The organism is Acidobacteriota bacterium, assembly GCA_039028635.1.
In the GTDB taxonomy this organism is placed as follows: domain Bacteria; phylum Acidobacteriota; class Thermoanaerobaculia; order Multivoradales; family JBCCEF01; genus JBCCEF01.
The window spans coordinates 124,180-135,850 of sequence record JBCCHV010000008.1 but is presented as its reverse complement, the minus strand read 5'-3'; the positions used below and the strand labels follow the sequence as shown (position 1 = coordinate 135,850).

Sequence of the window (11,671 nt, the reverse complement as noted above, 5' to 3'; positions counted from 1 at the left end):
TCGATGGTCGAGGAGAACCTGGCATGGCTGGCGCTCAATCTTGGCCACGTCACCGAGGCGCAGACCCGCTTCCAGACTTTGGCAGCGCAAGCGCAAGCCATCGGACGCTACGCCCAGGCCGTACGTGTCCTGGTCGGTCTTGCCTGGTCGGCATGGCAAGCCGGCGATCTCGAAGTGGTCGAGACGGCGCTGCAGCAGTTCGAGGACGTCTCCGTCGGCCGGAAGTCTCGGGACTTGGAGATGGCGGCCTACTCCCTGCAGGTCTTGGCGCAGCAGGAGCGAGGCAACGTACCAGGCGCCCAGGGCGCGGTGGAGAAGCTGGCCGACCTCGCCGCCGAGCAGGGCGATGCGGACCTGATGAACCGTGTTTGGGCCTTGCGTTCGTGGCTGGATCTTCAGGCCGGCGACTTCGCCTCGGCGGAGCGGAAGGCTCGGCAAGCGGTCCAGGCGGAGTTTGTGGCTGATGACCACTGGCTCCTGCTGGCCGAAATTCTCTATCGACAAGGTGCGCTCGATGACGCGATCCAAGTGCTGCGACGAGGAGCCGCTGTCGAAGCTCTCGTCGCCCGAGGGGAAGAGCTCAAGGCGCGCGAAGTACAGAACCTGGAGATGTTGATCGCAGGGGCCGATGGCAAGATCGAGAGCGCCCGGTCGAAGTTGCTGGCCAACGAAGCATGGGCGGTCGAGCGCGGCGGGTGGCGGATGGTTGCGGAGACCCGCCTGGCCCTGGGAGAGCTGGAAGCATCCGCGGCATCGTGTCCGTCCCACGTGGCGATGGCGATGACCACCCTCACCCTGGACGCCCGAGCGCGTGGTTGGTCCCGGACGGCCGAGAAGGCCGAGGCCCTGGCTACCAAATGCTCCGGCGAGGCGATGGCCGCGATCGCCCTCCATCGCTAGCGTTCTACGACCAAACCCGGGGCCGCCACCTCGGCGGCTCCCGGGCTGGGTGGTTTCAAGGGTTGTCGAATCCTTCTTCAGTGGGCTCGTGTCCCGCGGGCCATCGCGCCCCCGGAAGGGGTTGCTGGAAAGGCTCAGGTGCCAGGCACCACCAGGTTCGCCGCCTCTTGCTCGATCTCTTCGGAGACTCCGTCGACGAAACGGATCATCGCTGCGAGGATCGCCTCGTTGAAGGGCTCGCCGCTTTGCCTTAGCCGCTGGTTCGCGGCCGACATTTCCGTCCGAGCGCTGATGGCCTCGGCGGCGAGCGCTGCGTACGTTTCGAGCGTCTGCGGCGCGGCGGTCGAGGGCCTGGTCGCAAACTCCTTGCGGGCCGTATCGAAGCGGCCGATGATCGACAGCGAGCGAGCGACGATCGCGTTCAGCTCGAGCACTGTCTCTCGCGTGAACGGTGACCTCAGTTCTTGCTCGACGAACTGAGACGACTCCGGTGACGCCTTGGCCTTGACCACTTGATCCAGCCCGACGTCGGGCTGAGGGTGCCCAGCGCATGCGGCAAGGAGCGCGGTGGCAAGAACTGTGGCCACGAAGCCCGACCGTGGGACGCGCAGCCTGGTGCCTCTCCAAGGGAGAGCGTGTCGATCAGTTGTTGCCATTGTTGCCTCGACCCTGGCGACGCAGAGGCTGAAACGCTTCCTCTTCGAGCACCACATGGCGTCCGACGTTCTCGCCCATCTGCTGGCCGCCGAGATCATCCCAGCGCCAGTGGACGCCGTTGAAGATCCGGCTGTCGCCGTTGGACTGCTGAGCTTCATCGAGACTGCGGAAGCGAATGGGAACGAGCGGCCTGGGCACGCCGAGGGGATCGACACCCTCACCGTTGTATTCATCGGAGATGAAGGTGAACCTCGTCTGATTACCGAATAGCTGGCGCATGATCTCGAAGGTCGAGGCGCCGAAGGTCGAGTGACCGGACGGATAGGCCGGGAAGGGAGGCGTTGGGGTGATCGAGTCCTCGGTGTTGATCACCGAGATCCCAACCGGCTTCCACTCCGCGTTCTCCGGGGTCTCATCGACGTCGTCCGCCTTCCGGATGGCCGTCACGGGGCGCCAGTAGTTGTAGTAGTACTTGCTGTCCCAAGCGGCGATCGCCGAGTCCGCCAACCCGGTGTTGATCAGGGCCAGATAGCGCGCCAGCTCCTCGACGCCTCTCATGCCCTCGTCGCGAGCCACTTGGATTGCGATCTGATTGAACAACCGAGGCGGAGTGCCCAGCAGCGGCGTGCCGTCGTAGCCCCAGAAGTTGCCGAAGAAGCGGGTCTCGGGAGTCGAGGTGCTCCCGGGGGTATCGGTCGAGGCTCCCAGCCGGTAGACCTCTCGGAAACCGCGCACGTAACGGTTCGAGCCCGCCTCGGGAGGCGGCCCGAGGCGGAACTGATCGCCGCGGTTCAACGAGAAGGGCGTCACGGAGCCCCAATAGGCCCCCAGAGCCAAGCCCGAGTCTCCGCTGGTGGTGGGCGTGAGCGGGTCTGGCTCCCAGGCGAACTTCTCGGTGGAGCCATCGTTGATCAAGGTACCGTAGTGAGTCGTGGCACCGTCGGCCACGTAGCCTCCCTCACCCCAATCGGCCTCATCGTGATGCGACTGATCGTCGGCTCGCGTGGCGATCACCGCCAGTGCCGCCATCTCGCCGGCGAGGATCCCGTCCGCCATTGCCGCCGGATCGGCGTTGATCGTCGCAAGATCCGAATCGAGTAGCGCCTTCAGGCGGTCGATCTGCTGCGGGTAGATCGCGGCTTGCACCGTGTAAGACGCCATCGCGATAGCCGCATCGATCGAGGCGCCGGCCGGAGCCCGCTCGAGATCGCTATACGCGGTGTAGCGAGGCCGAATCGAGTTGACCGCGTCGAAGACCGCGATTTGGACCATCGCAAGCGCGCGGCTCGTGCGCGTCGGTCCGCCGTTGTCGAGCCCGACCTCGCCGGTGTCGGGATCCGGCGTGTGATCGATCGCAACCGAGTCGAGGGCGATCTCGTGCCACAGCAGGACCCGGTCGGCCTGGTCCGAGACGGGCCGCGCCTGGGTCCGGCTGTTCAGGCGTTCGAGAACGTTGCGCGCCATCGCCGAGCGACTCGTCTGGCCGAGATAGCCCACCTTCTGAGAGCCGGAGAATCTCTCCTGACTCGGTTGCGCTTGGATGGAAGTCAGCGGCGCGGCAAACAGCGCCACCGCCAGCAGCGTGCTTAGGTGTCTTTGACTTTGCATTCCTAATCTCCTTTGGTTTGAGCAAGAGCAAGGTCATGAACGACTTGAAGGGAGTTCTCATGGTGTTCCCCAAGGTGTCGAGCTCGCATTGAGCTCGTGAGCCCTTGGGATCTAACGCCTTCGAGCTCGCTTGCACACGCCTTCTAAGGCAACCGCTGTGCCAGGTCCCAATCCACTTGTTTTGCGGGGCTTTTCGGCTCGGAGATCGCGGAGTGTGCGGAATCCGCACCGCCCCGGAACGAAGCGGAGCTGCGGATCCCGCATGCGATTCGCCGAGGGTGGTCTGATGGTGGCAAGGGACGAGAAAGCCCTTGCGGCCTTCAGCTGGTAGAGGTGCCAGCTGGTAGAGGTGCCAGCCACTTGCCGAATCGGGTGCGCTAGCCGGTTGCTGAAAAACTCATCGGCAACCTGCTTCCGGGCCTGAGAGGGCTGGGCGCCCCCGGCCCGGCGGCGGCAGAGGCTTGATGGGGCCGCCCTGAATGGGCGCCCTGGAGGGGGAACAGATCTCCCTCAGCTCCGTCAGCGGAGAGCTGGGGAGCCGAGGGAGAGCCAGCAACCTTGGGTCGCTAGAAGGAGTATGACGCCGAGACGCGGAATCTGCGCGGCGCGCCGGGCTCGACCCAGACGTCCGAGAAGGAGTTGGTGTAGAAGGTCTCGTCGAAAACGTTGTCAACGTCCAGGCGGAGGTTGATTCCTTCGACGAGATCGATATCACCAAACAGTCGAACGGTCGTGTAGCTCGGCAGGGTGAAGTCAAACGCCACCCAACCGTTCCGCTCGTCGGTGTAGAGAACGCCACCACCCAACCGAGCCGGCTTGGAGCCGACCGTGAAGCCCTTGCTGACTTGCAGGTTGATCTGGTGTTCCGGCGTGTTGATCAGGGGATCGCCGACCTCGATCAAACCACCAAAGCCGTCAACGTCCGGATTGCTGTTGGTGAACTCGGCATCGGTGAAGGCGTACGAGAACCACAGGTTGAGATCGTTGGCGAAAGTCAAGCTGGCGTCCAGCTCCAAACCGGTGCTTTCGGCAGTACCTGCTGGGAAGGAAAAGAAGCCCGCAGCCACGGCTTCCGGCCGGTCGTCGTTCACCAGGAAGTTGCTTTGCTCGACCTCGAACAGCGTCGCGCCAACGGAACCGAGCACCGTGTCCGAGAACTGCCCCACGTCCACTTTGACACCAAGCTCAGTGGAATCGGTGATGTTGGGCTCGAACTGGTTGCCCTGGAAGTCGGATCCCGTCTGCTGGCGGAAGCCCTCGCCGTAGGACGCGTAGACCGTAACCCCTTCATGGGCACGATAGAGCGCTCCAAACTGCGGAGAGACTCGATCATCGGACGTCGTCACGGTGCTCGCGGGACTGGCACGGAGATTCGTGAGGTCCTGCTCGAAGTCATCGAAGCGGGCACCGATCCGAATCTGGAACTTGTCGGTGATCGAAATCTGATCCTGGATGTAGATACCTGTGCCAGTCAGCACCTCATTGCGATCGGTGTTCGGCCCTGGCGTTGGAATCGGATACAAGCCGTAGACGGGATTGAAGGCGTCGAGGATCAGGTACTCGGCCGGATCGAGCGAGCTGAGGTCCGTGCCCGCGCCGAAGAAGCCGGGGCGAAAGCGCAGGATGAGCAGGCTGTTGTCGAACTCATCGTAATCCGCGCCCACGATCAGCCGATGGCGCAGCGAGCCGGTATTGAACTCACCGGAAAGCTCGGCTCGGAGAACCGTGTAGTCAGACTCGAAATCACGGAAGCGAAAGAAGCGGGAAATCGTCTGCCCGTCGATGAAGTACGTCTGACGGCCTGCGAAGTTGGTTTCCGACGCGTTCCCCTCGAGAGATGTATCCCGATAGCCGAAGCCGGCCAGAAGGCTCCAGTTATTGTTGAAGTTGTGCAGGATCTCGAGCTGATGGCCCACGACCTCCGTCTCGATCGGCCCGTCTCCCGGCTCACCCACGAATGTGTCCCGAGGTGAGAATCCGAACTCCTCTGAGAAGATGACCCCACGATCGAACGGGATCTCCTGGTTCGAGTATTCGAGCTCATAGGTTGCAATGGTGTTGTTGGTCAGACTCCAGGTTGCCGACGGAAAGAGACCGAACTTCGTGGTTTCGACCGCCTCCCGGAAGCTCTCGGCATCTTCGTAGAACCCGACGAGGCGAACAGCCAGTTGGTCATCCGCGCCCAGGAGGGTCTGGAAGTCACCCTCGAGTCGGTACTGGTCCCAGCTTCCGGCGGTGCCTCGGATGTATCCACCTCTGGTGAATCGCGGGCGCTTCGTGACCAGGTTGACCGTGCCGCCGGGCTCACCCCGACCGTAGAGGGCAGATCGCGGCCCTTTCAGAACCTCGACCGACTCGATGCCGACGAGATCTCGCGGCCCGCCGAAGCCGCGGCCCGCGTTGAAGCCGTTCACGAGGAAACCGCTGGGTAGGTTGATGTCGCCCGCGAAGCCACGGACGGAGAAGGCGTTCCAGAGGCCGCCGAAATTGTTCTGCCGGGCGACAGCGGCGGAGAGATCGAGCGCGTCATTGAGGTTCAGCGCGCCGACTTCGACCAGCAACTCTTCATCGATCGACAGGTCTGCCGCCGGGATTTCGATGACCTCGAAGTTGCCTCGGTAAGCCTTGCGCTCGCCGACAACGGTGATCGCCTCCTCGACGGTCTCGGTTTCGGCTTCTTCGGTTTCGACTTCTTGTGCCAGCGCCGGTGCGCTCGCAATCGCAAGCGTACTCGCCGTCAAGAGGGCCCAGCCCAGCATTGTTTTCGTGCGCTTCATTCGATGACTCCTCGATTCACTCGATTAAATTTGCAATTGATCTGCATTGGAAGGCCGATCTCATCGGCTCGTCAGTAAAAGTTTGGCCGCTCAGCCAGCATCGCATCGGTGACCGGCTCGTCCTTGAACATTGGCGGGTAGTAGTAGGCGCGCAGGTCCGCATGGAAGGCACGCACTTCGTCCTCGTATCGAAGTGCAGCGGCGGCGTCTGTGCCGGCCATGTGCTGAAGCGCCTGCTCAAGCTTGGCGGGGGGCGAAAGCCAGGCGAAAAGGCGGGCGAGCGCATCGCGGCGGGCCCTTCCCTCTCGGTAGGCGTTGGAGAGCGGCTCAGCGATTTGATCGCCCACCTGCTGAAAAGCGTAGTACCACTTCCACTCGAAGGAGCCCTCGACCCCGGCGTACGGCTTCATATCCGGATGACGCTCGAGGAAAGGCGTCATGGTCGCTTCCTGAGGAAGGTCCCAGGCGTCGTTCACTGCTTCGCGCTGGGTGAGCATGATGTCGCCGCCATCCGGAACCGCGACCGCCGCGTCGACACCGGCCTTGATCGCTGCTGGTGCGACGACGGCGAACGCCAGCCACAGACCGATGAGCGCCGTCAGGTTGACCGTGGACGTCCAGGTCCGCGTGTTGACGAGAGCGATGACCGCCCACCAGAACAGGAGATGGGCGAGAAGCGCAAGGCTTGCGCCGAGGAGCTTGGAGGCTCCGGCCCCGCTCACCAAACCGGCGATCCAGAGCGGAACGAGAAGCGCCAGGGCGAGCGCGCCAACGCGCCATGCCGCTCGAGAAAACCAGAGCATCCGCGCGTCGGCCGACGTCGCGCTGAGTAGGTTGTAGCGTCCACTCGCCCGCTCCCCGGACCGCAGGTCGTGCAGCAGCATGATGAGGATGAGAGGCGCAATCATGGCGGCGACGAAGGCGAAGTCGAACCGGCCGACCAGCGCGAAATCAGGATTGGCGGCGTCGGTTTCGTGGATCTGCCCCTCGAGTGCCAGCATCCGGATGCGATGCTTCCACGGCGAGGCGTCCCGCTGTCCCAGGGCTGCGAACGCGAACTCCTCAGGTGGGTCGTAGGTGAGATGAAATGTGTAGTAGGCCGCACTACCCCAGTTATTGCGATGGGCTTCCGTGGTGATTGTGCGCTCGATCTCGTCTGCAGCCTTCAGACGCTCGATCGTGTCGCGCTGCGCAGCGATCTCCATGAGGCCGAAGACCACGGCGAGGCCCGCCGCGGCGAAGCCGATGAGAAGCCAGACCTTCGCCGCCCGGTCGCGCCACAGAAACCAGAGCTCGCGCCCCAGCCCGCTCATGGCGTCATCCTTCCGCTGGCGAAGGCGCCGGCCGCAATGAGAGCCGTAAGCCATACCGTGAGCATGGAAATTGGAGCCGTCGCTGCGCCGAAGCGTTCGTCAGGGGTGGCCGGCTGGAATCGGAACTCATTGAGGACCGCCCAATTTTCCGGCGAGATGCGAGCTCGGCGTGACGCCTCTTCACTCTGGTTGCGATTGATGTCGTCGGTGTAGGACAGCTCTTCGATGTGGCTCTTGTTGAGACCTTGGATGAAGTCGAAACGAATCGCCTCGGCCTCCCGCAGAAATCTGTGATGGGTTTCGAGGTCGACGCCGGCCAAATGGCGCGAAGCCGCTGAAACGGCGAGCACAGGCGACAGCCAGCCGAAGCCGTTCGCATGGCGAGACTGGCGGACCTCGAGCGCCATGCGACGTTCGGCGTACTCATTCATCACCTGCGTGAGATCCGCCTCCGAGGCTTCTGCGACAACGCCCCTGAAATTGATCGGCAGCTCATCGACAGTTTCCACGTCGTACTCGGCGAGAAGGTTTGCTCTCAACGCGTTGAACGCCGGATCGGCAGCGTTGTGCCCATCACCGAGCTCGCGAAGGTCCGCGAGGAGCTGGAAGTCCGTTTCGAGCTTGCCGGGCGAGGGCGCGGCGGCGCTGGCGGAGGCGACCGCGAGACGCGGCGTGACGAGCGACCACGCAAGCCAAATGAAGACCAGAGTGCCGAGGACGACCCCGCGCGTGCTCACCACGGCAGAAACCAGCACAATCAGAGCCGACCACACGAGCAAGTAGACGCCGTAAGCGACGACCACCGCCAGCGAGACACCGACGGCTTCACCGGAGGTCACTCCGATGAGCGACATGATCAGAATCGGTGCCAGCAGTGCGGCGCTGAGGCCTGCCAAGGCGAAGACCTTCCCCGTGTAGAGCGTCATGCCCGGCACGCCTTGGGCCAGCAGTGGCGCTAGGGTTCTCGCTTCACGCTCTCTGACGAAGACTCCGTGGCCGAGGGCGATCAGCAGGAGCGGGATCAAGATCTGATAGACCGAGGCCGGCGACAGGGTCTGGAACCCCCCGACGCTCGCGCTAGCCCGCGTGTCCGCGAACATCGCCGTATTCTGGCGGTGTCCTTCGAGGAAGATGGACTGCCCGGTGACCGTGTCGACCCCTGGGTCGATGATGGCGAGGGGTGGGGGTGTACGGAAGACGTAATGTCCGTAGTGGACCATGCGATGCGGATGGCGGGCAGGCTGCGACAGGAAGGTCTCTTCTGCGACCTCTTGCTGGTGGGCCCGTTCGTGGCGTTCTGCGGTGAAGCGGACAGCGGTCAGAACGCTGGTCGCAGCAATGATGAGCACGACGGCGAGAAGCGCCGCGAGGGCGGACCTCGAGCGCATCCACAAACGCCATTCCGCGGCGGCGATCGTCAACACCATGCTCAAGACACAGCCCTCCCGGAGAAGGCCGCATGCACCGCTTCCGTATCGATTCGACCTTCCGCGGGACGGTCGAAGTCCCCGACCAACTCGCCCTTGCGAAGAAGTCCAATGCGATCGGCGACCTGGCAGGCGCCATAGACATCGTGGGTCACCATCAGGATCGCTCGATCATCGTCCGCCAGGGATCGAACGAGGGCGTTGAACTCATCGATGGCGATCGGATCGAGCCCCGACGTCGGCTCGTCGAGCAACAGGATGGGCGTGTCCCGCAACAGCGCCAGGGCGATCGCCACTTTCTGGCGCATGCCTTTGGAGTAAGAGCCGAGCCTCTTGTCTCGCGCCTCCGACTGGAGACCGACGCGGTCAAGCGCTCGATCCACCGCCGCCCTGTCGGCTGCCGCTTTGGCGAGCGAGAGAAAGTAGGCGAGGTTCTCGTGGGCGCTCAGGTGCTCATAGAGGGTCGCGGCCTCGGGGAGGTAGGCGGTGACCCGACGAGCCGCCGTCAGATCATCGCTCACCGATCGGCCCTGGACCCGAACGGAGCCGGACTTCGGTTTGAGGAGTCCGAGAAAGGTCAGCAGCGCCGTTGACTTGCCCGCGCCGTTGCCGCCGAGCAAGGCGAATACTTCGCCTGGTGCGACGCCGAACGAGACGTCTCTCAAGGCAGTCTGCTTTGAGCGTTCAACGCTTAAGTTAAGGGCTTCCAGCGCTGCAGTCATACTGGTCTCCTATGCATCAACGGGGCGGACAGCGGGCACGCGCGGCGCAATCACTCCGTTGGGCGTACTGATGACCCCGCTGAGGCCACGGGTGGCCGTCGGCGCGGGAAAAGCTACGGCGGGTAGGGCGAGCGCAAGCGCCGACACCTCGAGAAAGGGACTGCGGAATAGACGATTGGACTGCATCGGTCTGACTCCACGGGGACTTCACATTGGGCTATCCCGGCCGAGGATCGGCCAAGACAAGGGCTTCCCGAGCCGCTTGGCGGCTGGGAAGTGACGGGTCTGTTTGCGGCCGGTGGTTCGGCCGAGGAGTCAGACCGCCGGAGGCCCGCGCGGAGAGGGAGGTAGGGCGTCGGCACCGGAGATGGCGAGACCGTTCGTCGCACGAACGCCCAGCGCCACCATCACCAGCGACCGCGAGCTCGAATCTGAGGCGTCGAGAACGCCTTCGCGCTGCCCGGCCGTACAGGCTGGACAGAACTCGCCCTGGATGGAGGTCGATGCTTCGACGTGTTCCGTTGCGTCAGGAAGATCGTGTCCGCCGCTGAGCGCGACCGAGCTGAGCTTTCCGCTCTCGAGCCCATCGTGGCTGTGCGTCGCGATCAGCTCTCCGCCGAGAACGATCACGCCCAAAATCAGCCAAGTGGCCCAGACACTGTGATTCCGGAACCTCTGCATCGGCGCGGATACTAGCAGACCTATCGATGCTCGACAAAGTGATCGGCGGCCACGATGGGTCGAAGGTAAACGCGACGGCGAGAGGCTTTAGCCGTCGCGACGAAATGATCTCGACCCGCTGCGAATTGTAAATAAATATCGAAAAACTGAGATAACTAACGGGAGATCGCGTTGAACCAAAAAGTAACAACGTCACGATCACCGGTAAGGACTGGCAAGGCGATGGGAATTCGGCGGTTTGACTGCGACCGCCAGGAGCTTCGGCTTATCGCTACGAGGCGAAGCTCAACCCACCTGCCGCCGGTGCCCGCGGCGACGTTCCCTGGTCAGAGCGCTACCAAGGCTCACCGCCAACATTCGCGATCACCGCAATCGTCTCCCCGGCGTTGACGGGCGGTGTCCCGAGCATGATCAACAGCATGCCGCTCTCCGGTGCCCGGGCCTCGAAGAGCTGGTTGCCGAAAAAGTCGGTCAAGACACCCAAGCGCGCGCCCTTCGACACGAACTGTCCGGCTTCGATCCTCGAGTCGGGATGCCAGATGCCGTCGTGCTCGCTCTTGACGTACGCCCGCTCGTGGATGATCAGCGGCTCTCGAGTCGGCGTCGGTTCCCCGGCCAGCATCTCGAGGTCTCGCATGACACTCAAGATGCCCTCGACGATGGGTTCGATCCGGCGCTCCTCGACCAGTCCGAGCTCGCCCGACTCGACATCGATCGACGGAATCCCGCGAGCGACGGCGGCCGAGCCACACCAGATCGCACGCTCCGGCTCGAGGTCCCCCTTGAAGGCGACGATGGTGTCGAGTCCGAACGCGATGGCCATCCTCTTCGAGCGTTCGATGACGTCGGCGCCTCCGGCCTCCGCGTAGTACCCGGTGTACGACGGCCGGAGCATCTCGTTGCCGTCCCCGGAGTGGATATCCATGACGTAGTCGGCGCGCTCGATCACCTCGTGGGTGAGCGCATGGGCGATCCGCTCGGTGAGCGAGCCCTTCGCCTTGCCGGGGAAGCTCCGGTTCAAGTTCTTCCAGTCGTCGGGGCTGTAGTAGATCGTCCGACCGAGAAACGCCGGCAGGTTCGCCGCGTGAACGATCACGACGGTGCCGGAGACCTCCTTCGGACCCAGCAGGGGGCTCAGCCGCTGCAACGCCAGGATCGGTGAGTACTCAGCACCGTGCACACCGGCGATCAGAGCGAGGACAGGGCCTCGCCGAGCTCCATGAACCACGGTGATCGGGACAAAAGTCCCGTCATCACCGCCCGAGGCGGCGATCTCGATCCGGCCAGAGGCCATCGTCCCAGGGCTGACGGCGACCGTGCCGAGCTGAAAACTCTCCTGCGCGATGGCAACTCCCGCACTCGAGAGCAGTACCCATGCGAACAAAATCCCGCGCTTGATCATGCTTCGTTCTCCCGTATCGACGAATTAGGATCCAACGATACCTTGACCAGCGGAGCCGCAGAAGGGCCGGCGGAGCCTCAGATGGGGGGAGTCTCGGCAAGATCGGGCCTGAGCGCGAACAGGGACCGCCGTGAGGCGGAAGCGCATGGGAGTCGAGCCCACCTCGACGTGGCAGCGACGTCGA

Annotated in this window: 9 protein-coding genes; 1 reads left to right on the top strand and 8 read right to left on the bottom strand. The window is 63.6% G+C overall.

Annotated elements, in window-relative coordinates; genetic code table 11:
* The coding region (locus AAF604_05660) for a tetratricopeptide repeat protein (GenBank protein ID MEM7049122.1) at positions 1 to 900 on the top strand (900 nt) is incomplete at its 5' end.
* 134 nt (positions 901 to 1,034) lie between these two features.
* Here AAF604_05660 and AAF604_05655 read toward each other — a convergent pair.
* The 8 genes from AAF604_05655 to AAF604_05620 all read right to left on the bottom strand — a co-directional run bounded on the left by AAF604_05655 (position 1,035) and on the right by AAF604_05620 (position 11,487).
* A complete protein-coding gene (locus AAF604_05655) occupies positions 1,035 to 1,412 on the bottom strand; it encodes a hypothetical protein (GenBank protein ID MEM7049121.1) in 378 nt (125 codons plus the stop codon).
* Positions 1,413 to 1,542: 130 nt separating this feature from the next.
* Complete coding sequence (locus tag AAF604_05650) at positions 1,543 to 3,165, bottom strand: chloroperoxidase (GenBank protein ID MEM7049120.1); 1,623 nt, start codon at positions 3,163 to 3,165, stop codon at positions 1,543 to 1,545.
* A gap of 566 nt (positions 3,166 to 3,731) precedes the next feature.
* Positions 3,732 to 5,942 carry a TonB-dependent siderophore receptor gene (locus tag AAF604_05645; GenBank protein MEM7049119.1) on the bottom strand — a complete coding sequence of 737 codons (2,211 nt, stop codon included), beginning with the start codon at positions 5,940 to 5,942 and terminating at the stop codon, positions 3,732 to 3,734.
* A gap of 71 nt (positions 5,943 to 6,013) precedes the next feature.
* On the bottom strand, positions 6,014 to 7,255 hold the full coding sequence (locus AAF604_05640; GenBank protein MEM7049118.1) for a DUF3526 domain-containing protein: 1,242 nt from the start codon (positions 7,253 to 7,255) through the stop codon (positions 6,014 to 6,016).
* Positions 7,252 to 8,682, bottom strand: coding sequence for a DUF3526 domain-containing protein (locus AAF604_05635; GenBank protein MEM7049117.1), 1,431 nt, complete (start codon positions 8,680 to 8,682; stop codon positions 7,252 to 7,254). Before AAF604_05635 ends, AAF604_05640 begins: the two co-directional genes overlap by 4 nt.
* Positions 8,683 to 8,684: 2 nt before the next feature.
* Complete coding sequence (locus AAF604_05630) at positions 8,685 to 9,404, bottom strand: ABC transporter ATP-binding protein (protein ID MEM7049116.1); 720 nt, start codon at positions 9,402 to 9,404, stop codon at positions 8,685 to 8,687.
* Between the two features lie 315 nt (positions 9,405 to 9,719).
* The gene (locus AAF604_05625) at positions 9,720 to 10,085 is read right to left on the bottom strand and encodes a hypothetical protein (GenBank protein ID MEM7049115.1); all 366 of its coding nucleotides are present in this window, start codon (positions 10,083 to 10,085) and stop codon (positions 9,720 to 9,722) included.
* 334 nt (positions 10,086 to 10,419) lie between these two features.
* A complete protein-coding gene (locus AAF604_05620; protein ID MEM7049114.1) occupies positions 10,420 to 11,487 on the bottom strand; it encodes a M14 family metallopeptidase in 1,068 nt (355 codons plus the stop codon).
* Positions 11,488 to 11,671: the final 184 nt, after the last annotated feature.

Excerpts from the sequence above, each read along its gene's own strand:
- AAF604_05650 (MEM7049120.1), bottom strand. The coding sequence starts at position 3,165 with ATGCAAAGTCAAAGACACCTAAGCACGCTGCTGGCGGTGGCGCTGTTT.
- AAF604_05645 (MEM7049119.1), bottom strand. The coding sequence starts at position 5,942 with ATGAAGCGCACGAAAACAATGCTGGGCTGGGCCCTCTTGACGGCGAGT.
- AAF604_05640 (MEM7049118.1), bottom strand. The coding sequence starts at position 7,255 with ATGAGCGGGCTGGGGCGCGAGCTCTGGTTTCTGTGGCGCGACCGGGCG.
- AAF604_05635 (MEM7049117.1), bottom strand. The coding sequence starts at position 8,682 with ATGGTGTTGACGATCGCCGCCGCGGAATGGCGTTTGTGGATGCGCTCG.
- AAF604_05630 (MEM7049116.1), bottom strand. The coding sequence starts at position 9,404 with ATGACTGCAGCGCTGGAAGCCCTTAACTTAAGCGTTGAACGCTCAAAG.
- AAF604_05625 (MEM7049115.1), bottom strand. The coding sequence starts at position 10,085 with ATGCAGAGGTTCCGGAATCACAGTGTCTGGGCCACTTGGCTGATTTTG.
- AAF604_05620 (MEM7049114.1), bottom strand. The coding sequence starts at position 11,487 with ATGATCAAGCGCGGGATTTTGTTCGCATGGGTACTGCTCTCGAGTGCG.